Origin of the sequence: Priestia sp. JSM ZJ58, assembly GCF_044383985.1 — a bacterium.
Taxonomy (GTDB): domain Bacteria; phylum Bacillota; class Bacilli; order Bacillales; family Bacillaceae_H; genus Priestia; species Priestia zanthoxyli.
On sequence record NZ_JBISEM010000001.1, the window covers coordinates 1,055,760 to 1,082,421 of the forward strand.

The following is a 26,662-nucleotide window of genomic DNA, read 5'->3' on the forward strand; positions in this document are numbered from 1 at the left end:
TAATTCGCTGTCCATTGCTAATTAAATTGTATTCATTATTCACGATTCCTCTCTATCATTTCGTCATGGGTTTTGTTTTATCGTTAAAATTTTGATAAAGGTGTATAGGATATGGAAAACAGGCATTTTGAATATAAATTTAAAGAAGCGCTGAAAAAACTAAATGATATTGAACTTGCGTTAAATGAATCATCGATTGTAGCGATTACAGATAGTCGCGGATTCATCAATCACGTGAACGATAAATTCTGTGAAATTTCTAAATATGAAAGACATGAGCTTCTCGGTCAAGATCATCGTATTATTAATTCGAAACATCACTCAAAACGGTTTTTTAAAGAGTTATGGAGTACAATCAGCTCAGGTAAGGTCTGGCACGGAGAAATAAAAAACAAGGCAAAAGACGGTTCGTATTACTGGGTGGATACAACCATTGTTCCATTTTTAGATGAACGAGGAAAACCGTATCAGTACGTATCAATTCGCAATGATATTACAAAGCGAAAAGCATATGAAGAAAAAATTAAGCAAATGGCTTATTATGATCCGTTAACTAATTTACCTAACCGCTACTGGTTAAACAAACAGCTAAAAAAACTGTTTTTAGATGAAGAATCTCCAGAACTGCTGGCTATTTTATTTTTAGATTTAGACCGCTTCAAATCAATAAATGATACGCTTGGCCATCATCACGGCGATGTGCTGCTGAGGCGCGTAGCAGAAAGATTAAAAAAATGTATTCCGTCCTCTGATTTTATCTCGCGGCACGGGGGCGATGAGTTTATTTTAGTGCTTCATACACTAAAAACTGTTGAGGAAATTGAAGAAATGACCGAGCAGATTGTAAAAGAAATGTCGCTTCCTTTTTATATAGACGGAGATAAAGTGCTAACCTCTACAAGCGTTGGCATCAGCCTATTTTCAAAGGAATGTCAGCAGCATATTATTCCAAAAGACGCAGATGAACTAATTGACAGGTTAATTAAGCAAGCAGATATTGCGATGTATGTAGCAAAACGAAATGGGCGAAACACATATGAAATGAGTTCTTCTTCATCAAATGAAAAAATCATTAAAACGATTAGCATGGAGAATGAGTTAAAGTATGCGTTAGAAAGAAATGAGTTTCAGCTCGTTTATCAGCCGTTAATCGATTTGAAAACGTCTGATGTCATAGGGGCAGAAGCGCTTATCCGCTGGAATAGCGCAAAATTTGGTACTGTCTATCCAAATGAATTTTTGCCCATTTTAGAAGAAGTTGGTTTGATTGTACCGGTTGGCAAATGGGTATTAGAAGAAGCATGTCAGCAAATGAAAGCATGGACGGAGATAAATTTAAAAGCGAGTAAAATAGGGGTGAACGTGTCACCTATTCAGCTGAAGTCCTCACGATTTGTAACGGACATGGAACAAATTTTGAAGAAAACGGGCCTTGATCCGCACTTTCTAGAACTTGAAATCACCGAAAGCGTTATTCAAAACAGTCAAGAATCGAAAAAAGTGCTAAACCGCCTGCGGAGTCTAGGGATAAAAGTGGCGATGGATGATTTCGGAACGTGCTACTCTTCTCTCAGCTATCTTAAACACTTGCCAATCAATACGTTAAAAATTGATAAATCATTTATTGATGACTTAGATGAAGTTGGAAAAGTGCTGGTGGAAACGATTATTCAAATGGGGAAAAAACTTAATTTTGCCCTAACCGCAGAAGGAATCGAAAACGAAGAACAGCTGCAGTTTGTGACGGAACAAGGCTGTCATATCGGTCAAGGCTATCTATTTGATAAGCCGCTTTCTCCTGAGGAAATGAGCCGTTTGTTGAAATGAAGGAAAATCCTATGTACGGAAAGAAGCTCTTTAATAGAGCTTTTTTTATGGTTTTTAATCGTATGTAAGGAGTGAGAAAGTCGTGAAAGAGTACGTTGGAATCTGCACGATATGTCAAAAGAACGTGTACTGTTTAGAGGGATTTTTGAACGGTGTGGTTGTTGAAGGGAAGCTTGTCTGCTTTGCGTGTGAAGAAAAGGAGAAGCGTGACTCTCATAAAAACAAAAACTAGCTACCTGGGGTAGCTAGTTTTTGTTTACTGCGCATTCACTTTTTCAGCTTGCCAGTAATACTCGCTGAACACATCAGAAAAGGCTTTGACGGTATTTGTGAGTTCTTCCATATTGTTATCGACGCCGCCTACTTCAATTAAAATGGAGCGGTCGGATAAGTCTTGATTATACAGGCCGTTATTGCCGCTTGTTTTCTTTTTGCTTAATACTCCGCGGCTAAGGCCTGGATATTTTTCCTCTAGCTTTTCATGAATCGCTTTAGCCATTTTTACATTTTCATCAAATTTCGGATTCGCTTCACCTAATACAATCATTATTTTAGCGTACGATTTGCCGTTGATAGTAGCCGTTGTTTTTTCTTGACGTAGTGAATCACGATGAATATCAATTAAATAATCGACGTCTTGGTTTTGCTGAAGAGCTGTTTCCACCACGCTTCGAGACATCGCATAGGCTCGTCCTGTACCCCAGCCTTTTTCATTCAGCTTTTGCGTCATGTTGGTTGTATCTACTTCCGATCCGATTCCGTCTGCTTTTAATTCCATTCCTAGCATTTGACCAACGAGCGTGATGTTGGTTTTGTTATCTACTGCTTTATTTTCGTTCGCTTCACCTGGCATACCAAGTAAAGGGAAATAAGATTCCCAGCTGTGCGTGTGGTAGATGTACACAACTTTTCTGTCTCCCGTGCTTTGCTTAGCTTGTGTTTGAGACTGTTTTTTGCTTTCTTCGTACGTTTTGCTTTCAGCAGGATCCAAATCACGCTCTCCAGAAATGCTTTCGAGAGGAGGAGCCGATTCATGAGGAATCGTGGTATAATCCGTTCCTTCACCGGCTAACAGAATATGAGAATCAAAAATAGAAAAGCCGGGCAGTTCTGATCCAAATAGACTTCTTGTATCCGCCACGCGAATATTCGTCGCAAGCTGAAGGGCGACAGAAGAAAGAGGAGGCGGGGAGAAGTCTTCTTCAAAGGCATGAGAGAAATGATGGTTTTCCGTATGCATGAAGTAGAACAAGCTTTGAGCTTTATAATTTGATAGCGCTTGATAGACAACGTTCGAGCGCAGCGTATGCTGAAGAGTTGAATACGTGACGGTAAAAATAGCGGCAGATGTTAACAGAACAAATAGTATAGCGATAATTAATGATTTATAAGAAAGAATCCAAAAAAGCTTTTTAGGCTTTTCAGTGAACTTTTTTTTCATAGAGTAAACCTCCTCTAATAAAATTTTGAAATCAGCGAATAAGAACTCTAAGAGGAGAATGTTATGTATCTACTATTTACTCTATTAAAAAGAAAAAGAAATATGATAGAAACCATGATATTTAACACAATATAAAAAAGTTTATATTAGGGCATACTGTAAAAAAACGGTGCGTATTGGAGCTGGTTAGATGAACGACTCATGGGTTTATCATCATTTTATTAATACACTTTTATTTCCTTTAGCAATGTTTGGCGTGGCATTTTGTTTGCTGGGGCTGTTGCTATACATGCTGTGGAAAGAAAAGCAAAAAGAAGGACCAAAAGAAAACAAGAGCTCTTAAATAAGAGCTCTTGTTTTGTCGAACATTCAGTTAGAAAAAGGGAGATTCACTTTCTCTAAAAACTCTATTCGGTTGTCAAAAGGATCAGCCACGTAAATTCTTTCGACGCCGGGAATGTTTTGGTCTTCTATAAAAGAAATACCGAAGCTAGTCAGATGATCTTTGAACGCAGGTAGATTTTTAACGTGAAAGCCTGGATGCGCTTTTTTTGCAGGTGAAAAGGCAGTTTCCACACCAATATGCAGCTGATAAGAACCAAATTCAAACCAAACGCCGCCGCGCTTTTTTAGACTTTCCGGCTTTTTGACTTCTGTTAATCCAAGAACAGTTCCGAAAAAGTGTCGTGCTTCGCTTTCTGAGTTCGGTGGTGCTGCTAGCTGAATATGATCAATATGCGTCAGTGTAAAAGTCATAAACATTCCTCCTTAAATAGTAAAGTACTAGTTAAGTTTACGTGATGTATATGTGTAAATAAATGATAAAAAGTTGATGTGTTTCATAAGAAAAACTCATTATTTTATATACATATAAAACCAAATGAGGTATATTTTATTTTGTTGTTATTTAAGAGAATTGGAGATTAATATGGAATATCACTATACGTTAACCAAAGATGATTACGTAGCTTTTAACATGCATCACGCTCAACATTCGGAAAGAGTACAAAAAGTGCTGAAAGTTCAGCGATGGATGTCGCTTATTTTTCTTTTTATTCCTTTGCTTGTTTCGTGGATTAAAGGAGAGTTTTTACTTGGCATGTTCGCAGCGTTTGCGCTGCTTGCGGTGCTTTGGTTTTTATTTTATCCGAAGTATTTTTACGGCAGTATTAAAAAGAACATTATAAAGGTGATGAATGAAGAAGGTAACAGCAGTCTGACGGGTGAGCATACTATAATGGTTACGGAAGATGGCTTGGTAGAGAAAAGCTCAAAAGGAGAAGTGAAGACTCCTTGGTCAAGCATCACTCAAATTAGAGAAACCGATGAACATATCTTTATTCTTGTTAGCGCAATGAGCGGATATGTTATTCCTACAAACACATTTTCAGATGTGAAAGCGCTACAGCAGTTTAAAGAAACGCTGAATGCTGCAAGAAAAACAGGCTGAGTAGTAAAAGTAATGTAAAAAACGCTCTCTTAGAAAAGTATCTAAGAGGGCGTTTTTTTAACAGCAGTCCCAGTTATACAAAACATCTTTAAAGTTACGGTTGCGAAGGTCTTTTTCTTTAATAAAGAAATTGGCCACTCCTGCATCGCCAAACATAATTTCCGCTTCGTCGTCCATGGCAAATTGAAGAAGCAAAACATTGTATGCTCGCAGCGCTTCATCGTAGTCCCTTGGATCAGTTTGAGTGAAAAAAGCGTATCCGCCCATTTTATGATACTCGCCCGTCACTTCATCCCAGTAGATTTCTTCCGTTTCTTCATCGTCAAAAAAACCTGGTTCTACAGCGTTATAGCGATAGTCAGTAGGGGAAACGGGTTCGCTTCTTATTTCAAACTGTAAGCCCACTTCTTGAGGAATAGGAAACATATCTCGGTCAATGTCTTCAAGATACGAAAAATCGGTTGTTAACTTTTTTTCGTCAGTTATTACGTCTTCATAAAAAACGACGCGAAAGTCTTTTTGAGATGTAGGATGGTCAAATTCAAGTCCGTACACATCGCCGGCGTTTTCATTATCAGCTCCACAAATAAAAAATTGAAGCATGCCTTGAGAGGGCATATTTTCATAGGAAGGCACGTCAGAAAAATTGATTTGTGCCATCAGGAGCATCGGCTTGCCCTGAGAATCAAGAGGATGATTTGCTTCTAGAGGAAGGTAAGGGTTGCCGCCAAACTTGCTTTCATATAATTTTGGACTGTTCATAACCGTATGGATGTGGATGTAAGGCTTACATGTTTTTTCGATTTCTGTTCGGTAAGGTTCTAGCTTAGGAGGCAGTTCTAATTTTGATAGAGGATTCATGTGTATTCTCCTTTTTGTTTGGAATTAAAAAGAACGTTTGTTCGTATTTTGATTTTACCTTAATACATACTGAAAGGGAAGAGAAATCGTATAAAAAAATCCCTTTGCAGATGCTTCTGCAAAGGGTACAAAGAAATGATAGCGTTTTCATTATGATACTTACTGAATAGATTGCTTATTTAGAAAAGAATCCTTTTAAAGCAAATGCGACGTTTTGCGGTCTTTCGGCTAAGCGGCGCATAAAGTAGCCAAACCAGTCGTTGCCAAATGGAACGTATACGCGCATTGTATAGCCTTCTTTTGCAAGGCTAAGCTGCATATCTGTTCGGAATCCGTACAGCATTTGAAACTCAAACTGCGTGCGCGGGATGTTGTTTTTGTGAGCGAACTCTTTTACTTTTGCAATAATATTGTGGTCGTGAGATGCAATAGCCGTGTATGTTCCGCTAAGCAGATGCTCTTCAATAATTCGCATATAGTTCTCATCAATTTGGGCTTTGTCTTGAAACGCCACGGTTGGTGATTCTTGATACGCGCCTTTTACCAATCGAAGAGGAACTCCTTTTAGCTCTTTTACGTCTTGTTCAGCGCGGAACAGGTAAGCTTGAATAACTGTTCCGACATTATCATAGGTCTCGCGAAGCTCTCGTAAAATATCTAGCGTCATTTGACAGTGAGCGTAGTCTTCCATGTCGATTCGGACAAAGTTATCGTATTTTTTCGCCGTTTCAACAATACGGCGCATGTTCTCAACGCAAAAACTGCGGTCAATATCTAAACCAAGCTGCGTCATTTTTACGGATAAGTTACATGTTACACCGGCTTGGCCCATAGCTTCCAGCGTTCTGACGTTATATTGAGTTGCTTCGATAGCTTCTTCTCTGCTTGAAACAAATTCCCCTAAATGATCAAGCGTACAGACAAGTCCTTTTTCATTCAGTTCTTGCACTTTTTTAATCGCATGTTCAATTGTGTCGCCAGCTACCACTTGAGCTGCACCAAAGCGAAGACCCCATTTTTTCGCCGCTTTGTTTAGCGCTTTATTTTGGGAAGCGTGAAGAAACACATTTTTAGATACCTCTGCTAACATAAATATCTCCCCCTATAGAAAAAATCCCTTGTTGTTTTAAGATAGAGCAGCCTAGGGCTGCTCTACTGAGTATTAAAGCGTTGTGCTTGTTGTTTTTGCTTGCAGGTGCAGAATCAAGTAATCAGGACCGCCAGCTTTTGAATCTGTTCCTGACATATTAAATCCGCCAAACGGCTGGTACCCAACGATGGCACCTGTACAACCGCGGTTGAAATAAAGGTTTCCAACGTGGAACTCTTCTTTCGCACGCTCAATGTGTTCAGGCGTATTTGAAAGAAGGGCACCTGTTAAACCGTAGTCAGTGTTGTTCGCAATTTCCATCATATGATCGAAGTCGCGCGCTTTGCAGAATGCTACGACTGGGCCGAAGATTTCTTCTTGCATTAAACGTGCTTTTTCATCTACATCTGCAATGATCGTAGGCTGGATGAAGTAGCCTTTTGAATCATCTGCTTCTCCGCCCGTCATTAAACGGCCTTCTTCTTTACCGATTTCAATGTACTTTGTAATTTTGTTGAAAGAAGCCTGATCAATAACAGGTCCCATATACGTATTTACATCTTCAGGGCTGCCCATTGTTAATGTTTTTGTGAGCGCAACTGCTTTTTCAAGAACGATATCGTATACGTCTTGGTGAACAACCGCACGAGAACCTGCTGAACACTTTTGTCCAGAGAAGCCAAATGCTGAATACACAATAGAAGAAGCAGCTAAATCTAAATCAGCATCTTTATCTACAACGACCGTGTCTTTACCACCCATTTCAGCAATAACGCGCTTTAGCCAAATTTGACCAGGCTGTACTTTTGCTGCGCGTTCATAGATGCGGCAGCCTACTTCACGCGAGCCTGTAAATGAAACAAAGCGTGTTTTTGGATGATCTACTAAATAGTCGCCAATTTCGCTTCCGCTTCCCGGCACGTAGTTCAGTACGCCGTCTGGAAGGCCGGCTTCTTTCATTACTTCTACAAATTTTGCTGCGATAACCGGCGTGTTGTTTGCTGGTTTTAATAGAACTGTATTTCCTGCTACGATCGCTGCAGCAGCTGTTCCAGCCATGATCGCTAGCGGGAAGTTAAACGGTGAAATAATAACGCCGACACCAAGCGGAATGTAATTAAATTTATTTTCTTCACCTTCGCGGCTCTCAACAGGCGCGCCGTCTTTTAGCTGCACCATTTGGCGAGCGTAGTATTCAAGGAAGTCAATTGCTTCTGCTGTATCAGCATCTGCTTCATTCCACGGCTTTCCTGCTTCTTTTACAAGGTAAGCTGAAAATTCATGTTTGCGGCGGCGAATGATGTCCGCTGCGCGGAAAAGAATGTCAGCGCGAGCTTCCGGCGCTTCTTTTTTCCATGTATTAAATGTAGAAAGTGCTGCTTGCATTGCTTTTTCAGCCAGGTCTTGATCTGCTTTTGACACGCGTCCGATAACTTCTGCTTTATTTGCTGGGTTAATGGACTGAATTTGATCTTCTGTTGTAATGAATTCTCCGCCAATTACAAGAGGATAGTCCTTTCCAAGCTCTGATTGTACAAGTTCTAATGCAGATTCAAACGCATCTTTGTTTTCAGCAACCGTAAAGTCCGTGAAAGGCTCGTGTTTGTATTGTTTGATTTCGTTAATATTCATTGTGTTCATTTTCATTACCCCTTTTTTAGAAAATTTACAACATAATTAATATTCCAACACCCTATACCTGTATTATAATCACCTTATTCTCGTTTTGTACATAGTTTTTTAACAAAAATGTTCAAAAATTTTTAAAATAAACACTTTTGTTTAAAAAGCCAATAAAACGATGTTTTTTATAGTGATTTTGAACAAAAAGAAAAGAAAGGGATATGAGTAAGTAGATGAAAAGATGTTTTGAAGTGAAGAATTACGATAAAAGAAAGAGTTTATCGATAGTAAGGTAAAATACTTTTTCGATCAAAAAACAATAGACAAAGTTGTTCAAAATAAATTATCATATAATTCGAAAAGTGATTTTGTCGAATGAAGCTGACTTTTGCGTTAAGTGAAAGCTTCATTTGCATGCACAGATAGAAGGAGGGTAGGAAAACGGCAGTTATTTGTCCATGATTTTGTAAGGGCTTACATATTTAACGCGCGATGCGAAGAACGTGTAATTCTTTAAATGACGGTTTCTATGAGGAGGATTTTAATATGAGTCATCAACCGCCTGAGTTAAAAAAAGAATTAAAAATTCGACACATAACCATGATTTCTTTAGGAGGAATCATTGGTGCCGGTTTGTTCATTGGAAGCGGATCGCTTATTAACGCAGCAGGTCCTGGTTCCATTTTTTCGTACGCGTTTGCCGGTTTGCTGGTGATTTTAGTGATGCGAATGCTGGGGGAAATGTCTACGGCTAATCCTTCAAGCGGTTCGTTCGCGACATATGCCAGAGAAGCGCTTGGACCGTGGGCTGGCTACACAATCGGCTGGCTATACTGGTTTTTCTGGGTAATTGTTATTGCTGTTGAAGCGATTGCTGGTTCAACGATTATTCAATACTGGTTTCCATCTCTACCGTCTTGGGGTGTGAGTCTGCTCCTGACATTTTTATTAACGTTAACGAACTTATACTCTGTTAAATCATTTGGTGAATTTGAATACTGGTTTTCGCTTATTAAAGTAGTTAGTTTAGTGCTGTTTTTACTTTTAGGGGGAGCGATCATCCTCGGTTTAATGCCGGGAGTAGAGTCTCCGGGAGCGTCGAACCTTCTTCATAGAGGAGGATTTCTTCCAAATGGAATCAGCTCCGTCTTTTTAGGAGTGGCGATTGTGATGTTTTCTTTTATGGGAACAGAAATTGTCGCAACAGCGGCTGGAGAATCGGCTCAGCCTGAGCGAGCGATCACCATCGCAACAAATACCGTTATTTATCGTATTTTAATTTTTTATCTTGGGTCCATTTTAATCTTAGTAACAATCCTTCCGTGGGATTCTTCAAGCTTGATGAAAAGTCCGTTTGTTTCGATATTAGAGCTGGTAAACGTTCCGGCAGCTGCTCAAATTATGAACTTTATCGTACTGACTGCTGTTCTTTCTTGCTTAAATTCAGGTCTATATACGAGTTCTCGTATGCTTTACTCAATGGCGCAAAAAGGAGACGCGCCGCGCATGTTTTTGAAAGTGAATAAAAAAGGCATTCCGTTTAATGCCATTGTAGGATGTACCGTGATTTCTTACATCAGCGTTGGTTTTAACTATCTTTCACCTGATAAAATCTTTTTATTTTTAGTAAATGCATCTGGAGGCGTAGCGCTTCTTGTGTACCTTGTTATTGCTTTTTCACAGCTTCGCATGAGAAAGAAATACGAAAAAGAAAAGCCAGAAGCTTTAAAAATCAGAATGTGGCTGTTTCCTTATTTAACGTATGGAACGATTGCGGCAATCACAAGTATCTTTATTGCGATGGCATTTATTGATTCACTTCGCACTCAGTTTTATCTCACGCTGCTGATTGCTGTATTTGTGGTATGTTCGTACTTCTTTATGAAAAAGAAAAAAGATGATCATTCCCTATCAGGACAGGGGAATAAAAGAATCTCTTAAATAGAAGAGAAAATCATCACGAGGGGCTAGGAGGAAGTAAATTGGCAAACAAAGAGTTAAAAAGAGGGCTTGAATCTCGTCATATTCAAATGATTGCTCTTGGAGGAACGATCGGGGTAGGGTTATTTATGGGTTCAGCAAGCACCATTAAATGGACGGGGCCATCCGTCCTGCTTGCGTATGCTATTTGCGGCGTCTTTATTTTCTTTATTATGCGTGCAATGGGTGAAATGCTTTACTTAGAGCCAAGTACGGGTTCATTTGCGACATTTGGTCATAAATATATTCACCCGTTAGCTGGCTACATTACGGCTTGGAGCAACTGGTTTCAGTGGGTCATTGTCGGCATGGCAGAAATTATTGCCGTCGGAGCTTATATGCAGTACTGGTTCCCGCATTTGCCGGCGTGGGTTCCGGGAATTATCGCCATGATCATTCTCGGTGCGGCAAATTTAATCTCAGTAAAATCGTTTGGAGAGTTTGAATTTTGGTTTGCAATGATTAAAATCGTGACGATTGTTCTCATGATTATTGCCGGTCTTGGCCTTGTTTTCTTCGGTCTTGGAAACGGGGGAGAAGCGCTTGGACTATCGAATTTGTGGGCAAACGGCGGTTTCTTTACAGGCGGATGGTCCGGCTTTTTCTTTGCGCTGTCGCTTGTGATTGCTGCCTATCAAGGAGTAGAGCTTATTGGAATTACAGCAGGAGAAGCCAAAGATCCTAAAAAAACGTTAACAAGCGCGATTCAAAGCTTGATTTGGCGTATATTAATCTTTTATATCGGTGCCATCTTTATCATTGTAACGGTATATCCGTGGAACGAGCTGGACTCACTCGGCAGTCCGTTTGTTTCTACATTTGCGAAAGTAGGGATTACGGCAGCTGCGGGAATCATTAACTTTGTGGTCATTACAGCGGCAATGTCTGGATGTAACAGCGGAATTTTCAGCGCAGGACGCATGCTTTATACGTTAGGCGTAAACGGACAGGCTCCAGCGTTTTTTACAAAGGTTTCTCGAAACGGTGTACCTATTTATAGTACCGTTGCGGTAATGATTGGGTTAGCTGCGGGCGTTGTCTTAAATTATATTGCTCCGCCAAATGTTTTTGTGTACGTGTACAGCGCGAGCGTGCTTCCAGGTATGATTCCATGGTTTGTCATTCTTATTAGTCAAATTCGTTTTCGAAAAGCAAAAGGAGCGGCGATGGATCAGCATCCATTTAAAATGCCTTTTGCTCCTGTGACGAACTACGTAACCATCGCGTTTTTACTTATGGTGCTTGTAGGCATGTGGTTTAATGATGAAACGCGCATATCGCTGATTGTCGGGCTTATCTTTTTAGCTATTGTCGTGCTGAGCTACTATGTACTAGGTATCGGAAAGCGCACGGAAGTACGGTCTTCTGAAAGACGTAAGCTAGTGAAATAAATGATTTTGTAAGAGGGGCTGAAAAGCATTTTCTTTTTTTACTAATGAGGTGCATGGCAAGAAGGAAAAAGAAAAAAGAAAAAACCAGAGTCAAATCGGCGTGTTCAGGCATAAGATAATCCAACTCAAGCGAAATGCAAGCGGCGTTTTTCTTGAGGAAAGAGTAACTAAAGAAAAGGAAGTGTTCGTATGTCTGGAAACGCTGGATGTGGATATGGATCTGGTTTTGCTTTATTAGTTGTATTATTTATTTTATTAGTAATCATCGGCTGCAGCTGCTACGGCGGAGGCCTTGGCTGGTAATTCACTCATTTAAAAAGCCCTATAAGGGCTTTTTTCAATGCTTATAAATAACGCTTTTTCCCGTTTTGATAAATGTTTACGTGAAAGCCGTTCATTTCTCCGATATAGAGTTTAGAGGGTAAATCAGCTACTTTGACAGATGAAGTAATTTCTACAGTTTGATACCCCTTTGATTCTAACGTAATGGTATGAAGTTTAGGCTTATTCATCATTTGTAAAAAAGGCTGTTCATCTTCAAAAAAAGCGCGCTTATCAATTGCCACTTCAAACGTAACAGGCTTTGAACGGTGATTTTCAAAGGAAAGCTTGCAGTTTCCCGTTAATATGGTTTCTCTTTTATTAGTCTCGAATGTGCAACTGCTGTTTTCAGCATCGTAAGAAACGGCATACATTCCTGTTAACACGGTCTTTTGCATGACTTCAATCATAAACCCAGGGCCGGAAGTAACGATGAATGCAGCTAAAATCGTTAGTTTTAAACGATGACGGTTTAAACTTTTATAAAGTAAAAAAAGACTTGTTAAAAGTATGATTGCCCAAGCATTGTTAGCATAATAGAATCCCGTCATTGTTTCTTCATTTCCATAAATGGGAAGGCCTAAAAAAGAAAAGACAGAATTAATAAGCGGCGCTGAGTTAGGGAAAGGGATATTTAAGATAAAAACAGCTAGTAAAAAGATGAGTCCTTTTATCAAAAGTGATCGTTCACGAATCATGTTGTTCCTCCTTAGCTATAAATCACGTATCATTATATACTATTATTATCTTTTTTTGTAATTAATGGTTATTTTATTGCATGGGAGAAGAGAGAGTGGGAAATAAATTGATAAAAAATGTGTATGTCCATTTATAAGCGTCGTAGTTTCTTAGAAAACAGGATATGAAATATTTATTTTTGTGCAAATGATACATATTGCAGAATGAAAAAACTTTATGGCGCATCACAATCCAGAAATGTCGGTAGCCTCAAAGCTTACACAGAGGGTTTTAACAGATACATAATTAGGATAAAGCCTGTCTTAGAACAGAAACTTGCTATTTCTAAATTGATATGTTACACTAAGGTTAATTATTTTTGTTCGGTATGAAATTGAAAGAAGAGAAATATTCTTCAATAGAAATTTTTATCTGGAAATAGTACGATTGAGCAAGGGTAGTAATATATGTGTGGAGTAATTCCACCACTGGAGGAAATAGTATGACTGAAGGTACAGTAAAATGGTTTAATGCAGAAAAAGGTTTCGGTTTCATCGAAATTGAAGGCGGAGAAGATGTATTCGTACATTTCAGCGCAATTCAAGGCGACGGATTCAAATCTTTAGACGAAGGTCAAAAAGTGACTTTCGACATCGAGCAAGGTCAACGCGGTGCACAAGCTGCTAACGTTGTAAAAGCATAATTTTATGCAATCCAAAAAAGACTCCGACTTTGGACGGGGTCTTTTTTTATTGTAGCAAACACGCAGGTAACGGAGGAATACGTATGAGTAAAGCAAAAGGTAAAGGTGGCACGGGGCGAGGCACCGGCAAAAAAGGGTGGAACCGCTGGCAGGCGAGTGCAAAAAAGAAGAAAAATGCAAAGCCTTATAAAAGCAAGGGAACAAAAAATGCTGATAAGCCGGAAGGCAACTAATCCTATATGCGCAGTATCATCTGCAACTTCGACTTACTCTGCTTGAGTAAGTTTATTTCATATGGAATTATTTTTTTATTGCTTTTTTGACAGATTGCTGTCACTATATGAAATAATAAAGTGATTTGTGTGAATTTTCTATAAAAATTGATTTTTTTTGCAAACACTTTCATATTTCGACAACCTTTTTGATTTTTATCGGTTATACTTCTTTATAATAGATTATAGAAAGATGCAGGGGAGCATAAAGTGAGAGAGGAAAGCGACAGTTTACTCTGTACGCTTTTTACGTTTCTGGACCGTATTGCAGTAGCGTCGTAGTAAGTAGATCATGCATCAGTTTAGAACACATCAAAACTCAACTAAGTGTAACGGGGGGATATGAGTGAGCGCAGGCATCGTAATTGAAAAAGTTCAAAATTATGCTATGTTAGAAGATCATGTTTTGGTTGAAATGGTTCACAGCGGAGACGAAAAATCATTGGAGTATTTAATCAATAAGTATCAAAATCTTGTAAGGGGAAAAGCAAGAAAATACTTTTTGATTGGTGCTGAAAAAGAAGACATCGTCCAAGAAGGAATGATTGGACTGTACAAAGCAATTCGCGACTTTAACGAAGACAAGCTAACATCTTTTAAAGGGTTTGCGGAGTTATGTATCACAAGACAAATTATTACGGCGATTAAAACGGCTACTCGTCAAAAGCACGGTCCGTTAAATTCGTACATTTCATTGGACAAGCCTCTGTATGATGAAGAATCAAACTATACGCTGATGGATATGATTCCTGGCGATCAAATTGCTAATCCGGAAGCGGTGCTGATTCATCAAGAAAAAGTGGAAGACCGCGAGTTAAAAATTGCGGAAACACTTAGTGAATTGGAAAGAAAAGCATTGACGCTGTATATGGACGGCCATTCATACGCTGAAATTTCGAAAGAATTAAACACGCACGTCAAGTCAATTGACAACGCGCTGCAGCGTATCAAAAGAAAGTTAGGTCGAGACGTAGAAAGCAGACAAGCTATTTCATAATAGGTAAAGAGGACCTTATTGGATAATAAGGTTCTTTTTTTATTGAATAGGTGTCTATTCTGCACTGAAATATTTAGCAAATTTAGGTTTTTACCATAATTTCCTTTATGTGTTAAACTAATAGCACGTTAATTTCGAAGGAGGATTTTATGTTTTTCTTTCTAGACAAGCATTATGACAAGCTAACGTGGATGATTGTAGGAATCGGACTTATTCCTTTTTTCGTAATGCGAGATATGCTTACATTTGTATTGACCCTCTACATATGCTTACAGGGAATTCAACATCGCAGGCTTATTAAAAAGAAAATAAAAGCTACCTCTTGGGGTAAGCGTATTTTATACGTACTGTGTTTTTTACTATTAATTGTTGTATTGGCTTATTCTACGACTAATATGCTTGCTTGGGCACATACGCATCATGTGTTCATTGTTTTTCAATTCATTATGATTTACCTGCTGATTCTTTTAGGTAGGTTTTTACTGTCTCACGTCATTCCAAAAGTGATGAATAAGCTACATGAATAGAAAAGGGCCGGACCTCAAAGGGGTTTCGGCTCTTTTTCACGATCTTTTAAAATGTCTTGAATAATTTCAATATGAACAGAAGCCCACGATTGTTCACGGAAATGAAGAAACACGCTTGGAATGAGAATAAAAACATACAGCACGACAAAAATAATCCAAAGCCAGCTGCCGTCTTTAAATAAAAATTGCTGCAGCCGCTGCGAAAATAAAAAAAAGAGCCAGGGCAAGGCAGAAACAAGGATAGGGATGACGCCGGAGCCGTTTTTTTCTTTGGTCATTCGGTAATACACTTTTCGTAAAATAGCGCTGTCGAGCGTAAGGTAAAGCTGCCGAATTTCTTCCATTTCCGCTAATTCATCAATATCTTCTGCGTTTTGGTTTTGATGAGCCGCTTTTTTCAGTTTAAGGTAGACTTTATGAGCATCGCCGCGCAGTGAAAACATATACCAGCCTCCCGCATATTGTTTCGTCTTCTTTAACAGAGTTTGCAGGTGCATGTAAATCTATACAAAAAGTTTCGTGATACGAAAGAATAAGAAAACAGAAGTGTAAGCGTAAATCATTAGTAGAAAATGAGAGAAAACAGCTGATTTTTACTCTTTTTGGCCGCCTTTACACATCAACTAGCAGCACATATACTAATAAAAGAGCAATTAGTTACCTAGGTAAATAAAATGAAAAGGTGAGGTGGGAAAAGTGAATAACTTGGTGTTTCATGAACTTCATCAAAAGTCGAGATTGTCTATTAAAGAAGTAAATGAAGTGTTAAAGGCGTACGGGCTATACAGCTCACAGTATTCAATTTTATTTTGTTTAAAGCGATTCGGCTCGATGACGCAAACGGAGATTTGGCAGTATTTAAATGTCGAAGCGCCAACGGTTACCCGCACGTTAACAAGGCTTGAAAAAAGCGGATGGATCGTTCGAAAAGCAGGCAGTGATAAACGAGAGCGCATCGTTTATTTGTCTCCTCAAGCGAAGAAAAAGCTTCCAGAAATTCAGCAAGAAATTGAACGTTTAGAAGAAAATTTGCTGATTGCTTTATCCGACAGCGAACAGGATCAGCTTATTTCGTTATTAAAGAAAATTTGTAAATCTACAGAAAAGGGTGAAATGAATGACGAACCAGCAGGAGCCAATCTGGACTAAAAGCTTTATCAGCATTGCGATTACCAACTTTTTTATTTTTGTCGTGTTTTATGCATTGCTGACGCTGCTGCCGATTTATGTATTAGACGCCTTGGACGGCACGAGTACGCAGGCAGGGCTTGTTGTTACCATCTTTTTATTATCTGCGATTATTGTTAGACCGTTTTCAGGGAAAGTCATTGAAAACATTGGAAAGAAAAAAACGCTTGTATTTAGTACCCTCATTTTTGCGCTTTCTTCCTTCTTATATATGTTTATCCACCATTTTAACGTGCTTTTATTACTGCGCTTCTTTCAAGGAATTTCATTCAGCTTAGCGACAACCGTCACCGGAGCGATTGCAGCGGATTTAGTTCCCGCTAAACGACGAGGAGAAGGGCTTGGCTACTTCGGAATGTCAATGAACTTAGCTGTAGTTGCAGGGCCGTTTTTAGCATTAACGCTTCATCAATACATGGCATACAACATTATTTTCCTTGTATTTGGCGTGATTATGCTCGTTGGCTGGCTGTGTGGAATGATGGTCAAAAATCTTCAAGAAAACGCTGCTTCGCCAGTGAAGAAATCATTTTCACTGAGCGACTTGTTTGAAAAGAAATCCATGCCGATTTCATCTGTAGGTATTCTCGTTTCTTTTTCGTATGCAAGTATTATTTCGTTTATTTCTGTGTACGCACAGTCGCTTGGATTAATTAAAACAGCAAGCTTTTTCTTTGTCGTATTCGCAGCTGCGATGCTGATTTCACGACCGTTTACAGGAAGATTATTTGATAAATCTGGCCCAAACATTGTGATTATTCCATCGTGTATTGTCTTTGCGATTGGTCTATTTAGCTTAAGCTTTACACATTCTTCTTGGATGCTGCTGTTTTCAGGTGCGTTAGTAGGACTAGGGTATGGAACGCTGCTTCCTAGCTTCCAAACGCTTGCGATTCAAGCGGCGCCTGCTCACCGAAGCGCATATGCAACTGCTACATTCTTTACGTTTTATGATAGCGGGATTGCAGTTGGTTCGTTTGTATTAGGAATTGCAGCAGGCGCTTTAGGCTATTCGAAACTGTACTTTGCGCTAGGAATTTTTGTTCTGTTAATTACGCTTTACTATAAGTGGATTGCAAATTTACGTCAAAAACAAAAAGCAGCAAATATCCAGGTGGGCATGAAATAAAAAAGCTCGGCGTAATATGCGCCGAGTTTTTTTATGGATTTTTTACAGGACTTTGGAAGGGAAGCATATTTAAGTCAAAAGGTACTAGCCAATTCCTATCCATCTGCACCATACTTTAACAGGGGAACCATTTACATATAAAACTTCTTGGATGAAATAAAAAACAAAGGAGAACAAACATGAAAGTAATGAAACCTCTTATGGTCACAGCGTTAGGGCTTAGTCTTGCCACTTTTTATGAAGGCGCTTTTCCTGCAGAAAAAGCTGTGCAAGTACAGGCTGCTACAGATGAAAACGTGATTGCTGGTAAAGCAAAAACGTATGAAGGAGCCGATTATACATCTGGAGGAGAGACGCTAAGCGAAGGGTTTGACAGCTCTGGCTTCGTTCAATATGTGTTTAAGCAAGCGCTGGATACAACGCTGCCTCGTTCCGTGAAAGAACAGTCAGAGCTTGGGACAGACGTTGATAAAAACGAGCTGCAAGCGGGTGATGTATTGTTTTTTGACACTAATGAAAACGGTGAAGTGAACGTAGCCGCTATTTATATCGGAGACGATGAGATGATTTATGCATCTTCTTCAGACGGAAAAGTCGTGGTGAAAAACATTTCAAGCAGTGATTATTGGTCATCACATTTCGCCAAAGCAAAGCGCATTACAGGAGCACCGGAAATTGCAAAAGATAATGAAGTCATTGCAGAAGCATTAAAACATCTCGGCACGCCATATGTATTTGGAGGCGAGTCGCCAACAGACGGTTTTGACTGTTCCGCATTTGTTGCCTATATATTTCAACATGCATCGGACGTCTACCTTCCGCGATCAACCGATCAGCAGTGGCAAGTTGGAGAAGAAGTTGCACGGGCAGATTTAAAGCCAGGAGACGTTATCTTTTTTAAAGACACGTATCGTGAAGGGATTTCACACGTAGGCATTTACGCAGGCGGCAATCAGTTTATTCACGCCAAGCGCAGCGAAAATGTGACGGTTGATTACCTAACAAGCAGCTACTGGACGTCTAAGTACGCCGGAGCAAGGCGCTACGATGACTTATCGCTGTCAAAAGACAATCCATTTGTGACGGAATCTCTTAAATATGTAGGAGAAGTACCTTACGCACAAGGTGGGACAAGTCCTTCTACAGGCTTTGATACAGCAGGTTTTGTTCAATACATTTATAAAGAAGCAGCTGGAAAAGACATTCCGCGCTATGCAAGTCAGCAGTGGGAAGCAGGAGAAACCATTTCACAATCTGACTTGAAGCCGGGAGATCTCGTCTTTTTTGAAGGAAGTTCACTTATTCCATCTATCTATATTGGAAATGACTATGTCGTTCACGTATCCACATCTGAGGGCGTGAAAATTACAAACTATAAAGTAGACAGCTACTGGGCGCCTAAATACTACGGAGCAAAGCGCATGCCATAAAGGTAAAAAACTAAGACAGTCTGGGGCTGTCTTGGTTTTTTAATAGGTAGCCAATTGTTTTTGTATATCTTTGATTCGCTCTAGAGTTATCCCTTCCCGCTGCTCGATGGCTAAAGGATGATCGGTTGGTTCTAATTCAATGAGAGGTCTCGTTCCAACAGGTCTTGTATGCACATTTGTTTTTAAATTTAACGTTTCAGGATAGCCTGGAATTGAAACTGAAAACCAGCCGAAATAAGGCGGTTCATGTTCTCTTTCGTCACTTTCCCATAAATTTATCATTCGATGAAAATTTTCTTCGCTTAAAGAAACCCAAATGTTCCAAATGAAAGGGTCTTCTTCATTAAGAACGGGAATTTCAACGCAGCCTCTGACGAAAAAATGTTCTTGATTCATGATACAAATCTCTGAATATAGTTCAAAGTCGTTTTGTTTTTCGTCTTCTGACGCCTCATAATAGTAAAAAGGAGCTTCACTTGTATAACTCATAGGCAAAGCGGGCAGAGGGTGTTCACAAGTTAAGTCTTTATAGTGAAGTTTGTTCGTTTTCTTTTTGCCGTATAATCGTCTTCTTCGCATATCATTTTAGACTCCTTAGATAAAAGTATCTTCATTATAATACAAAAAAATGGCTGCTTAAGCGTATAATGTATAAAAAAGTTTGATTCCCCGTATCTTTTGAATTTCCTTTAATCGTTTAGTAAATAGAGAGTGCAAAAGGAGTGAAAACCATGTCACATTCAAAAAAAATTGAAAAACAAACAGAAAGCTTTGATGAGGCTTGCTGGAACGAGCATTACCCAAAACTGCAGCAGTACTGCCGCTTTTTAGCACAAAATGTGTGGGACGGAGATGATATCGCGCAAGAAACGTTTTTAAAAGCTCAGCGATATAAAGGCGAAGAGCACAATTTGTCTTCTGCGCTGTTAAATAAAATTGCGTACCACCACTGGATTGACCTGCTGCGAAAACGAAAGCGTGAAGGAATAGTCGAAGAAAAAGCTTTGGAACAACAAGCCGATAAGCATGCGTTTGATAGTAAGGGACACTCGGTCGAACTGCTGCTTAGTCAATTTACGCCGAAGCAAGCGGTTATCTTTTTCTTAAAAGAAGGCTTTCGCTATCAGCTGAAAGAGATCGCTTCGATTTTACAAACGTCAGAAACAGCGGTGAAAAGCAATTTACATCGTGCTAAGCAGCGATTAGAAAAAGACAGTGAGCCGTTTTCTACAGATTCTTTTTGGGATGAAAGAGAGCGTAAAAAGCTGTCAGAACTGTTTTATAAAACGTTAGAAGCGCAGGACCCAGCACTTTTGATTCGGGAGTTGCCTTCCTTAAAAAGCGTCATTCAAAAACCAACGTATACTCCGACATGCACTCTCTGCATGGCTGCATAGCCATATTACGCGTGACAAGGAGGATATATATGAGTACCATTCCATATGTAATTGAACAAAGCAACCGCGGTGAACGTTCGTATGATATTTATTCGAGGCTGTTAAAAGACCGGATTATTTTAATTGGTGATGAAATCAATGATCATATTGCTAACAGCGTGGTCGCGCAGCTCTTATTTCTTGCGGCAGATGATCCTAAAAAAGATATTTCACTGTATATTAACAGCCCCGGAGGTTCGACTTCCGCAGGGTTTGCGATTTATGATACGATGCAGTACATTGAGCCGGACGTTCAAACAATTTGCACGGGCATGGCCGCTTCTTTTGGCGCACTGCTTCTCCTAGCAGGAGCAAAAGGAAAGCGCTATGCACTTCCAAATAGTGAAGTTATGATTCATCAGCCGCTAGGAGGAGCTAGAGGGCAGGCGACTGAAATTGAAATTAGCGCTCGGCGGATTTTAAAATTGAAGCAGCATATTAATGAAATCATATCAACACGAACGGGACAGCCGGTTGAAAAAGTGGCAAACGATACGGAACGAGATTATTTCATGAGTGCTGAAGAAGCAAGGGAGTACGGAATTATCGATGGTATTCTGTTGCCGAAATAAAGAGGTGACAAGAAAGCATAGACGGCAGCGTCTATGCTTTCTTGTCTATAGAAATAAGAAAAAAGACCTTAGTATTATCTTTATTTTTCTTGAAAAGGTAGGTATTATATAAAATATAACAGATTTTAGAAAGAAGGTTTTACACATGCAAGAAGTGATTGGAGTAGAGCAGCGGTCTCTGTTTCAAAAAGTATTAGTCACATTTATTTTTTCGTTATTTATTTCAACAGTTGGCTTATACGTAGGTCAATATGTGCCGCCGGCTTATTTCCTTCCGTTAGCGATTGCTGAAATTGTGATGCTGGTTGCCGCATTTATGTTACGAAAGAAAAAAAGCGTAGGATATGGCTTTACATATGCTTTTTCATTTATATCAGGCATCACGCTGTTTCCGATTGTCAGCTACTATGCATCAGTAGCGGGAGCGCAAGTCGTTCTTTATGCGTTTGGAAGCACGTTCGTTATTTTTACGGTGATGGGTGTAATTGGCGCAAAAACAAAAAAAGATTTAGGGTTTTTAGGCAGCTTTTTATTAGTGGCGCTGTTAGCATTAGTGTGCATCAGCATTTTCTCGCTGTTTAGTCCATTAACAACGCCTGGACTTATGGCATTCTCAGTGATTGGTACCATCGTTTTCTCACTTTACGTACTATATGATTTTAACAAAATGAAGCATGGTGAAATTACAGAAGAGCTTGTTCCACTGCTGGCACTATCTCTTTATTTAGACTTTATTAATCTATTCATCAACTTGCTTCGCTTTTTTGGTATTTTAGGCAGCGATGATTAATAAGAAATAGGCTGGGACAAAAGTGTTCTAACTGAAGGGCGATCCGAACGATGAAGATTCTTGATGGAGAATCAACTTCGTTCGGATTTTTTATTGGTAGGATGAGCGTAGGTGTCATCCATTTAGATGCTTCTAGCTGTTGATTGGAGGGCAAGGCGGAGACTCCTGCGGGAGAAGCGGAATAGGTGAGACCCCGCAGGAGCGGAAGCGACGAGGAGGCTCAGCGGCCGCCCGCGGAAAGCGAAGCCTTGCACGGAAATCAACAGCGGTATAATAAGCAGTCCACCTCATGTATCCAATCTGTTGATCTTTAGATGGGATTGATGTAGTTATATCACAATCTCTTTTTTTTGTTTTAGTTATTCTCCGCCATCCCCATCTTCATCCTCGCTAACGTCATCCTCTGTTTTTTCATAGTTTGGTCCGGTAGCGTAAGGTTCTTTCAAAAACTTTTCAAGCCACGTAAAGCCTGTAGCGACCGCGCCGTTTTTAGCATGAATAAATTCACTGATTGTATATATTTCAACGACTTGCTTTCGATATTTACGAAATAAAAATGCGCTGGCAGCAACGCCAATACTGATGATTATATACGTATTCATGGAATCCTCCTTATAAAAGGGTTAGTGTTACGTATGCCGCATAGTAAAAGAATATGCATAAGGGGTTGTAACCAAACAGATTGATGTAAATCATAATTGTGACGATTTTTCATGGTTTCTCTTATGGATATTTTTGGTATTATATATTTGTGATGAAAAATAAGATGAGGAGAAGAGCGAGTCTTAAGAGGAGGGAAAGTATGAATAAAGTAGTTCTTACATCGTTATTCTTTTTCTTACTAGTTGGTTGCAACCAAGAAAAGGTCAATGTATCTACACCTAATGATGAACAAGTTCCAGTGTCAGGAAGCATTGTGGTTAATGACAAAGAGTATGAAATGCGAGTAGGAGAATATGAATGGAACGGTGACGATGGTGCGCACATAACCAAAATGGATTCTTACTCACCAAAAGAGGTTGCTAAAGAATTTGATGACCTCACGCTAGAGAAAGATACCAAAGTTACAATTCTACTAAAAAACAATCCAAAACTTACAATTTATCAACTAAACAAAAATAATCAAAAAGAAAAAATTAAAATAACGGATAATCATATTGAAGTGTCTTCAAAGAGCGGTTACTATCTTTACGAAGTATCGGGTAAATGGCCTCATGGAAAGGCAACTTATTTATTTGATGTGAATGTGAAATAGCGAACTGATCGGATATTTGGGAGTTATAGTGAACTGCTATACATGCATGAATTTAAAAGAAGTTCGTTTAGTGGTGCGAGCCTTTGAAAAAATGGTAGTATAGAGCAGGTACATAGAGAACGCAAATTTTTTGGAAGGATGCATGCTAGTGGTGAATTTTAACGAGTTTTTTACCATTTCTTCGTATGAAGTAATGGAGCATTCGAGTCGAAAAGAAAACGGAAAGAATATAGATGAATATGAAGTGATGTTGTATAACGAAAACGTTAGTCAAACAGAAAATGTGATGATCAAATTTAAAAAGGTGAGCGATGAAATAGCAGTGGAAAAGGTACAAACTCTCTCTTACTTTGATCAACAGCGTCCTAAACACCCCTGTAAGATTTGCGGCAGTGAAGTGATGGTAAAAGAGAACAGCACTGAAGAACTGAATGTTTACGCACATAATTGTTCATTTAACGACGAAGAAATAGAGGATTGTTTAAGAGCACTAGTACAAAATGAACTTTTGCAGGATGGGTTTACTCAAGAAGAATTTGAACGGAACTATGGAGTTAACTACCGTGATGACAGTAATAAAGAATATGGCTTTTACGACGCGCAGCAACGAAATACTTTTTATACCATCTTTAACGATAGTGTTTATCACACCTCATACGCAGGACCACAAGAGCTCCGCTGCAAGTTTTGCGGGATGGACGAAGAGCTGCTTGTTGTAGACGGAGCCTTCTATCAAAAATGTACAGCATTAACTCCACATACTAATCGAATTATTCATATGATTGAAGCAAGGAAACAAAACGAACCAGACGTAACAAAACGTTGATGAGAGAAAAGGGCCGGAGCTTGAGAAGAACATAAAAAAGAAGCTTCCTTTTGAGCGAAAGGAAGCTTATCAAATTTGTACCTATAGGGTTGAGTGGTGCATAATTAAATAGCTATCGGAATAACCGATGAATCATTAAAGTAAGCAACTTCTGAAAGAATACTGCAGCCTTTCAGCTTTTTGAGCTGAGAAAGCGCTTCTTCTTTACTATCAAACTCGTACATTTTCATTTCACCTTTTCTGACATAACACGTAATCACATACATTTTAGAAGTACCTCCACCTATCATGTAGAATTTATTAATAAAAAGCTATAGCAGCTTTTATTCCCTATTAAAATAGCGTAAGTGCGCCTGTGACAATAGCAAGGACAATGAGAACAAGAGACGTTAAAACGGCCCATTTAAATGCAAAGCGCTGATGTTCACCAAGATCAACACCTACCATACCTACAAGTAAGAAAGTAGAGGCAACGAGTGGACTTAATAGATGAACAGGTTGTCCGAGTACTGAAGCTCGCGCAATTTCCATTGGATCAATTCCGTAAGAAGCAGCAGTTTCAGCGAAGATTGGTAAAACACCAAAGTAATAGGCGTCGTTACTCATCACAAATGTAAACGGCATGCTTGTTAAAGCAACGATTGTTGGTAAAAACGAACCGAGTGAATCAGGAACTAAATGAATTAACAGGCTTGCCATTTCGTCCACCATTTTAGTGCCGGAGAGTATTCCTGTAAAAATACCAGCTGCAAAGACAAGGGCTGCAACGGTTAACGCGTTGCCTGCATGAGCCATTAAACGTTCTTTTTGATCCTCAAGTTTTGGATAGTTAATCATAAGAGCAAGCGCAAAACCAATCATAAATAAAACAGAAACGGACCAAATACCAGAAACTAATACGACCATAAGTGCAATGGTTAAGGCTAAGTTAATCCAGATTTTTTTAGGCTGCGTAATATCTTCTTGAGAAGTTAAAGACGCGTCTTCAGCAAAAGCAAGCGAGCTTTTTAATTCAAACTGCTCGATGTCAATAGCACCAAGTCGTCTGCGCTCTTTTTTTCCAAGAATATAGCCTGTAAAAATCACCCACAAAGCTCCGCCAATTAACGTTGGAAGAAGTGGAATAAAGAACTCTGATGCATCGAGGTTAAGAGCAACAATCGCGCGAGTAGCCGGGCCTCCCCAAGGCGTCATGCTGCTCATAATACTAAGAGAAAGCATCGCAACCGTCGTTAACACTAACGGGCTCATATTCAAACGTTTATACAGTGGAAGAAGAGCAGAAACCGTAATCATATAAGTAGTTGTACCGTCTCCGTCTAGTGCAACTAAAAGCGATAGAAGAGCGGTTCCAATCACGATTTTGAGCGGATCGCCTTTTACGATTTTTAACAGCTGCTTAATTAATGGATCAAACAGGCCGGCATCAATCATAACGCCGAAGTATAAAATGGCAAACAGCAGCATCGCAGCTGACGGAGCTACTTGTTTTAACCCTTCTAGCATCATGTCTCCGACGCCTTTGCCAAACCCTCCAATCACCGCAAAAAGAAGTGGAATCACCATTAAAGCTACGATAGGAGACATCCTTTTTGACATAATGAGATACGTAAAGACAATAATCATTGTAAAACCTAGTAGTGCTAGCATTCAAACAACCTCCTTTATTTTCCCTCGTTTCTCTGAAAGCGTTTTCTTTTAGAGTAAAAAAACGTGACTAACATCTTTCATCCCCATGTATGAGTCGTAGTTTGATTATTAAGAATTTTTAAATCCGCTCTTTACCCCCGCTGATGTTTCTTGTTTTCATGTTAGTACATTTTTAAAAATAAAGGAAATATAGGTTTTTTTAGAAAGTTCATAAAAAAAATTTATAATGGTAGTCTAGAAAAAAGCTTGGTCCAAAAGAGAGATTCTCCAAAGACCCAAACTTTTTAGCTTTTGCTTCATTTTTCACTTAGCTTTAAAAAGTCAATAAATGCTTTCACGACCGATAGATTCAAGTAAGAAGGATCGTACATGAGCCACGTGTTTCGAAGCAAAGGTGATTCATCTCGGTATGAAAGTCCGTATGTATATAAATTGTCGCTGGAGTGAAGGCAAATTTCTGGTAAAATCGCAAAGCCTAAATCATTTTTAACCATTTCTTTGGCCGTTTCTTGCCGGTCAACTTCCATCGCTACAAACGGAGGCTCTGAAAACTTGTCATGCCACCAGTCTTGAATGAGATCTTTTAGCGACGTATCCGTTTTATAATTAATATAAGGCAGGCTTGGCAAGTCATCAATCGCAATTTCTTTTTTTGAAATTAAGCAAAGCCGCTCTTTCGTCAGCAGTGATTTTTCTCCGTTCCACGGGTAATTGCCTCGCAAAATACCAACGTGCACACGCGAAGAGTCTAATAGATTCATAACTTGCGTACTCCAGCCTGTATTGACACTGAACTGTACGTTTGGATAGTGAAGAGAAAACTGTTTTAAAATCTTTGGAAGCTTATGCTGTGCGAAGTTACTCGATACCCCTAAGCGAAGCGTGCCTGTAACGGTTTCGCTCATATTACGCATGCTGTCTTTTGTTTCTTGCAGCTGCTTCCACATGTTTTCTGCATAGCGAACAAGATGCTCACCTTCAGATGTAAACTCAATTCCTTTTTTCGTTTTAAAAAACAGCGTCACGCCAAATTCTTCTTCAAGATTTTTAAGCCGGTAGCTTAAAGAAGGCTGCGATACGTAGAGCCTTTCAGCCGTTCGCGTAATGTTCTTTTCTTCGTGAAGCGTTTTAATTAATATCCAATCTTTTTGATCCATCCCAATTCCCCCTTGTATTTAGATTATAAAATTTTTTTTAAAAAGACAATAAATTTTATGTATTTTAC

The 26,662-nt window shown here is 39.3% G+C and carries 30 protein-coding genes; 19 read left to right on the forward strand and 11 right to left on the reverse strand.

Annotation, left to right across the window (positions count from 1 at the left end; translation table 11 throughout):
* Positions 1-111 precede the first annotated feature (111 nt).
* The gene (locus tag ACH6EI_RS05400; RefSeq protein WP_028414956.1) at positions 112-1,827 is read left to right on the forward strand and encodes a putative bifunctional diguanylate cyclase/phosphodiesterase; all 1,716 of its coding nucleotides are present in this window, start codon (positions 112-114) and stop codon (positions 1,825-1,827) included.
* 256 nt (positions 1,828-2,083) lie between these two features.
* Here the strand turns inward: ACH6EI_RS05400 and spoIIP are convergent, their stop codons facing one another.
* Positions 2,084-3,268 carry a stage II sporulation protein P gene (spoIIP, locus tag ACH6EI_RS05405; RefSeq protein WP_034271278.1) on the reverse strand — a complete coding sequence of 395 codons (1,185 nt, stop codon included), beginning with the start codon at positions 3,266-3,268 and terminating at the stop codon, positions 2,084-2,086.
* A 190-nt stretch (positions 3,269-3,458) separates the two neighbouring features.
* On the opposite strand from spoIIP, the gene ACH6EI_RS05410 reads away from it, so the two are divergent.
* Complete coding sequence (locus ACH6EI_RS05410; RefSeq protein WP_014458740.1) at positions 3,459-3,611, forward strand: hypothetical protein; 153 nt, start codon at positions 3,459-3,461, stop codon at positions 3,609-3,611.
* Positions 3,612-3,637: 26 nt separating this feature from the next.
* On the opposite strand, the gene ACH6EI_RS05415 is transcribed toward ACH6EI_RS05410, so the two are convergent.
* Positions 3,638-4,024 (reverse strand): VOC family protein, encoded by a 387-nt coding sequence (locus ACH6EI_RS05415; RefSeq protein WP_098999645.1) that lies wholly within the window; start codon positions 4,022-4,024, stop codon positions 3,638-3,640.
* 172 nt (positions 4,025-4,196) lie between these two features.
* Between ACH6EI_RS05415 and ACH6EI_RS05420 the strand changes: the two genes are divergently transcribed.
* Positions 4,197-4,718: a YcxB family protein gene (locus ACH6EI_RS05420; RefSeq protein ID WP_098999646.1), complete on the forward strand. Its 522-nt coding sequence runs from the start codon at positions 4,197-4,199 to the stop codon at positions 4,716-4,718.
* Positions 4,719-4,775: 57 nt separating this feature from the next.
* Here ACH6EI_RS05420 and ACH6EI_RS05425 read toward each other — a convergent pair whose 3' ends face one another.
* The 3 genes from ACH6EI_RS05425 to pruA form a co-directional block, all read right to left on the reverse strand.
* A complete protein-coding gene (locus ACH6EI_RS05425) occupies positions 4,776-5,579 on the reverse strand; it encodes a YwqG family protein (protein WP_028414952.1) in 804 nt (267 codons plus the stop codon).
* Positions 5,580-5,754: 175 nt separating this feature from the next.
* Entirely contained in the window at positions 5,755-6,669 is a 915-nt protein-coding gene (locus ACH6EI_RS05430) for a proline dehydrogenase family protein (protein ID WP_014458744.1), read from the reverse strand.
* Between the two features lie 72 nt (positions 6,670-6,741).
* Positions 6,742-8,310: an L-glutamate gamma-semialdehyde dehydrogenase gene (gene pruA, locus ACH6EI_RS05435; protein ID WP_028414951.1), complete on the reverse strand. Its 1,569-nt coding sequence runs from the start codon at positions 8,308-8,310 to the stop codon at positions 6,742-6,744.
* 528 nt (positions 8,311-8,838) lie between these two features.
* Here pruA and ACH6EI_RS05440 point away from each other — a divergent pair.
* The 3 genes from ACH6EI_RS05440 to ACH6EI_RS05450 all read left to right on the forward strand — a co-directional run bounded on the left by ACH6EI_RS05440 (position 8,839) and on the right by ACH6EI_RS05450 (position 11,966).
* The gene (locus tag ACH6EI_RS05440; RefSeq protein ID WP_099331228.1) at positions 8,839-10,233 is read left to right on the forward strand and encodes an amino acid permease; all 1,395 of its coding nucleotides are present in this window, start codon (positions 8,839-8,841) and stop codon (positions 10,231-10,233) included.
* A gap of 41 nt (positions 10,234-10,274) precedes the next feature.
* Positions 10,275-11,663, forward strand: coding sequence for an amino acid permease (locus ACH6EI_RS05445; RefSeq protein WP_033579977.1), 1,389 nt, complete (start codon positions 10,275-10,277; stop codon positions 11,661-11,663).
* A 189-nt stretch (positions 11,664-11,852) separates the two neighbouring features.
* On the forward strand, positions 11,853-11,966 hold the full coding sequence (locus tag ACH6EI_RS05450; RefSeq protein WP_080754474.1) for a YjcZ family sporulation protein: 114 nt from the start codon (positions 11,853-11,855) through the stop codon (positions 11,964-11,966).
* A gap of 41 nt (positions 11,967-12,007) precedes the next feature.
* Here the strand turns inward: ACH6EI_RS05450 and ACH6EI_RS05455 are convergent, their stop codons facing one another.
* On the reverse strand, positions 12,008-12,682 hold the full coding sequence (locus ACH6EI_RS05455; protein WP_108674277.1) for a hypothetical protein: 675 nt from the start codon (positions 12,680-12,682) through the stop codon (positions 12,008-12,010).
* A 482-nt stretch (positions 12,683-13,164) separates the two neighbouring features.
* Here ACH6EI_RS05455 and ACH6EI_RS05460 point away from each other — a divergent pair, with 482 nt between their 5' ends.
* The 4 genes from ACH6EI_RS05460 to ACH6EI_RS05475 all read left to right on the forward strand — a co-directional run bounded on the left by ACH6EI_RS05460 (position 13,165) and on the right by ACH6EI_RS05475 (position 15,161).
* A complete protein-coding gene (locus ACH6EI_RS05460; RefSeq protein WP_013058502.1) occupies positions 13,165-13,365 on the forward strand; it encodes a cold-shock protein in 201 nt (66 codons plus the stop codon).
* 77 nt (positions 13,366-13,442) lie between these two features.
* Positions 13,443-13,598, forward strand: a complete 156-nt coding sequence (locus ACH6EI_RS05465) for a DUF3934 family protein (protein ID WP_162837669.1) — start codon at positions 13,443-13,445, stop codon at positions 13,596-13,598.
* Between the two features lie 385 nt (positions 13,599-13,983).
* Positions 13,984-14,634, forward strand: a complete 651-nt coding sequence (gene sigH, locus ACH6EI_RS05470; protein WP_049165990.1) for an RNA polymerase sporulation sigma factor SigH — start codon at positions 13,984-13,986, stop codon at positions 14,632-14,634.
* Between the two features lie 149 nt (positions 14,635-14,783).
* The gene (locus ACH6EI_RS05475; RefSeq protein ID WP_397376932.1) at positions 14,784-15,161 is read left to right on the forward strand and encodes a hypothetical protein; all 378 of its coding nucleotides are present in this window, start codon (positions 14,784-14,786) and stop codon (positions 15,159-15,161) included.
* A 14-nt stretch (positions 15,162-15,175) separates the two neighbouring features.
* Here the strand turns inward: ACH6EI_RS05475 and ACH6EI_RS05480 are convergent, their stop codons facing one another.
* Complete coding sequence (locus tag ACH6EI_RS05480) at positions 15,176-15,604, reverse strand: hypothetical protein (RefSeq protein ID WP_028414946.1); 429 nt, start codon at positions 15,602-15,604, stop codon at positions 15,176-15,178.
* A gap of 253 nt (positions 15,605-15,857) precedes the next feature.
* Between ACH6EI_RS05480 and ACH6EI_RS05485 the strand changes: the two genes are divergently transcribed.
* From ACH6EI_RS05485 to ACH6EI_RS05495, 3 genes are all read left to right on the forward strand, one after another.
* Positions 15,858-16,310, forward strand: coding sequence for a MarR family winged helix-turn-helix transcriptional regulator (locus ACH6EI_RS05485; RefSeq protein WP_013058498.1), 453 nt, complete (start codon positions 15,858-15,860; stop codon positions 16,308-16,310).
* The gene (locus tag ACH6EI_RS05490) at positions 16,279-17,478 is read left to right on the forward strand and encodes an MFS transporter (RefSeq protein WP_028414945.1); all 1,200 of its coding nucleotides are present in this window, start codon (positions 16,279-16,281) and stop codon (positions 17,476-17,478) included. The genes ACH6EI_RS05485 and ACH6EI_RS05490 overlap by 32 nt, the downstream gene beginning before the upstream one ends.
* A gap of 179 nt (positions 17,479-17,657) precedes the next feature.
* A complete protein-coding gene (locus tag ACH6EI_RS05495; protein ID WP_099331227.1) occupies positions 17,658-18,908 on the forward strand; it encodes a C40 family peptidase in 1,251 nt (416 codons plus the stop codon).
* A 39-nt stretch (positions 18,909-18,947) separates the two neighbouring features.
* On the opposite strand, the gene ACH6EI_RS05500 is transcribed toward ACH6EI_RS05495, so the two are convergent.
* Positions 18,948-19,487, reverse strand: coding sequence for a DUF2199 domain-containing protein (locus ACH6EI_RS05500; RefSeq protein ID WP_028414943.1), 540 nt, complete (start codon positions 19,485-19,487; stop codon positions 18,948-18,950).
* 152 nt (positions 19,488-19,639) lie between these two features.
* Between ACH6EI_RS05500 and ACH6EI_RS05505 the strand changes: the two genes are divergently transcribed.
* From ACH6EI_RS05505 to ACH6EI_RS05520, 4 genes are all read left to right on the forward strand, one after another.
* Positions 19,640-20,305 (forward strand): sigma-70 family RNA polymerase sigma factor, encoded by a 666-nt coding sequence (locus tag ACH6EI_RS05505; protein ID WP_028414942.1) that lies wholly within the window; start codon positions 19,640-19,642, stop codon positions 20,303-20,305.
* A gap of 29 nt (positions 20,306-20,334) precedes the next feature.
* Positions 20,335-20,916, forward strand: coding sequence for an ATP-dependent Clp endopeptidase proteolytic subunit ClpP (gene clpP, locus ACH6EI_RS05510; RefSeq protein WP_028414941.1), 582 nt, complete (start codon positions 20,335-20,337; stop codon positions 20,914-20,916).
* A 145-nt stretch (positions 20,917-21,061) separates the two neighbouring features.
* Positions 21,062-21,706, forward strand: a complete 645-nt coding sequence (locus tag ACH6EI_RS05515; RefSeq protein WP_014458757.1) for a Bax inhibitor-1/YccA family protein — start codon at positions 21,062-21,064, stop codon at positions 21,704-21,706.
* A 139-nt stretch (positions 21,707-21,845) separates the two neighbouring features.
* Positions 21,846-21,980 carry a hypothetical protein gene (locus ACH6EI_RS05520; RefSeq protein ID WP_255256922.1) on the forward strand — a complete coding sequence of 45 codons (135 nt, stop codon included), beginning with the start codon at positions 21,846-21,848 and terminating at the stop codon, positions 21,978-21,980.
* Positions 21,981-22,065: 85 nt separating this feature from the next.
* On the opposite strand, the gene ACH6EI_RS05525 is transcribed toward ACH6EI_RS05520, so the two are convergent.
* Positions 22,066-22,308: a hypothetical protein gene (locus tag ACH6EI_RS05525; protein ID WP_028414940.1), complete on the reverse strand. Its 243-nt coding sequence runs from the start codon at positions 22,306-22,308 to the stop codon at positions 22,066-22,068.
* A gap of 200 nt (positions 22,309-22,508) precedes the next feature.
* Here ACH6EI_RS05525 and ACH6EI_RS05530 point away from each other — a divergent pair, with 200 nt between their 5' ends.
* Both ACH6EI_RS05530 and ACH6EI_RS05535 read left to right on the forward strand, forming a co-directional pair.
* Positions 22,509-22,961 (forward strand): hypothetical protein, encoded by a 453-nt coding sequence (locus ACH6EI_RS05530; protein ID WP_108674276.1) that lies wholly within the window; start codon positions 22,509-22,511, stop codon positions 22,959-22,961.
* 148 nt (positions 22,962-23,109) lie between these two features.
* Positions 23,110-23,787, forward strand: a complete 678-nt coding sequence (locus tag ACH6EI_RS05535; protein ID WP_028414938.1) for a hypothetical protein — start codon at positions 23,110-23,112, stop codon at positions 23,785-23,787.
* Positions 23,788-24,120: 333 nt separating this feature from the next.
* Here the strand turns inward: ACH6EI_RS05535 and ACH6EI_RS05540 are convergent, their stop codons facing one another.
* Together ACH6EI_RS05540 and ACH6EI_RS05545 are read right to left on the reverse strand one after the other, a co-directional pair.
* Positions 24,121-25,437, reverse strand: coding sequence for a CitMHS family transporter (locus ACH6EI_RS05540; protein WP_028414937.1), 1,317 nt, complete (start codon positions 25,435-25,437; stop codon positions 24,121-24,123).
* 296 nt (positions 25,438-25,733) lie between these two features.
* The gene (locus ACH6EI_RS05545) at positions 25,734-26,594 is read right to left on the reverse strand and encodes a LysR family transcriptional regulator (protein WP_108674275.1); all 861 of its coding nucleotides are present in this window, start codon (positions 26,592-26,594) and stop codon (positions 25,734-25,736) included.
* Positions 26,595-26,662: the final 68 nt, after the last annotated feature.

Bases quoted from the DNA above. Each gene is read 5' to 3' on its own strand.
- ACH6EI_RS05400 (WP_028414956.1), top strand. From the start codon at position 112: ATGGAAAACAGGCATTTTGAATATAAATTTAAAGAAGCGCTGAAAAAA.
- ACH6EI_RS05500 (WP_028414943.1), bottom strand. From the start codon at position 19,487: ATGCGAAGAAGACGATTATACGGCAAAAAGAAAACGAACAAACTTCAC.
- ACH6EI_RS05440 (WP_099331228.1), top strand. From the start codon at position 8,839: ATGAGTCATCAACCGCCTGAGTTAAAAAAAGAATTAAAAATTCGACAC.
- ACH6EI_RS05420 (WP_098999646.1), top strand. From the start codon at position 4,197: ATGGAATATCACTATACGTTAACCAAAGATGATTACGTAGCTTTTAAC.
- spoIIP (WP_034271278.1), bottom strand. From the start codon at position 3,268: ATGAAAAAAAAGTTCACTGAAAAGCCTAAAAAGCTTTTTTGGATTCTT.
- ACH6EI_RS05430 (WP_014458744.1), bottom strand. From the start codon at position 6,669: ATGTTAGCAGAGGTATCTAAAAATGTGTTTCTTCACGCTTCCCAAAAT.
- ACH6EI_RS05525 (WP_028414940.1), bottom strand. From the start codon at position 22,308: ATGAATACGTATATAATCATCAGTATTGGCGTTGCTGCCAGCGCATTT.
- ACH6EI_RS05410 (WP_014458740.1), top strand. From the start codon at position 3,459: ATGAACGACTCATGGGTTTATCATCATTTTATTAATACACTTTTATTT.
- ACH6EI_RS05415 (WP_098999645.1), bottom strand. From the start codon at position 4,024: ATGACTTTTACACTGACGCATATTGATCATATTCAGCTAGCAGCACCA.
- pruA (WP_028414951.1), bottom strand. From the start codon at position 8,310: ATGAACACAATGAATATTAACGAAATCAAACAATACAAACACGAGCCT.
- ACH6EI_RS05475 (WP_397376932.1), top strand. From the start codon at position 14,784: ATGTTTTTCTTTCTAGACAAGCATTATGACAAGCTAACGTGGATGATT.
- ACH6EI_RS05495 (WP_099331227.1), top strand. From the start codon at position 17,658: ATGAAAGTAATGAAACCTCTTATGGTCACAGCGTTAGGGCTTAGTCTT.
- ACH6EI_RS05480 (WP_028414946.1), bottom strand. From the start codon at position 15,604: ATGTTTTCACTGCGCGGCGATGCTCATAAAGTCTACCTTAAACTGAAA.
- ACH6EI_RS05505 (WP_028414942.1), top strand. From the start codon at position 19,640: ATGTCACATTCAAAAAAAATTGAAAAACAAACAGAAAGCTTTGATGAG.
- ACH6EI_RS05545 (WP_108674275.1), bottom strand. From the start codon at position 26,594: ATGGATCAAAAAGATTGGATATTAATTAAAACGCTTCACGAAGAAAAG.
- ACH6EI_RS05450 (WP_080754474.1), top strand. From the start codon at position 11,853: ATGTCTGGAAACGCTGGATGTGGATATGGATCTGGTTTTGCTTTATTA.
- ACH6EI_RS05530 (WP_108674276.1), top strand. From the start codon at position 22,509: ATGAATAAAGTAGTTCTTACATCGTTATTCTTTTTCTTACTAGTTGGT.
- ACH6EI_RS05455 (WP_108674277.1), bottom strand. From the start codon at position 12,682: ATGATTCGTGAACGATCACTTTTGATAAAAGGACTCATCTTTTTACTA.
- ACH6EI_RS05460 (WP_013058502.1), top strand. From the start codon at position 13,165: ATGACTGAAGGTACAGTAAAATGGTTTAATGCAGAAAAAGGTTTCGGT.
- ACH6EI_RS05490 (WP_028414945.1), top strand. From the start codon at position 16,279: ATGACGAACCAGCAGGAGCCAATCTGGACTAAAAGCTTTATCAGCATT.
- ACH6EI_RS05540 (WP_028414937.1), bottom strand. From the start codon at position 25,437: ATGCTAGCACTACTAGGTTTTACAATGATTATTGTCTTTACGTATCTC.
- clpP (WP_028414941.1), top strand. From the start codon at position 20,335: ATGAGTACCATTCCATATGTAATTGAACAAAGCAACCGCGGTGAACGT.
- ACH6EI_RS05515 (WP_014458757.1), top strand. From the start codon at position 21,062: ATGCAAGAAGTGATTGGAGTAGAGCAGCGGTCTCTGTTTCAAAAAGTA.
- ACH6EI_RS05425 (WP_028414952.1), bottom strand. From the start codon at position 5,579: ATGAATCCTCTATCAAAATTAGAACTGCCTCCTAAGCTAGAACCTTAC.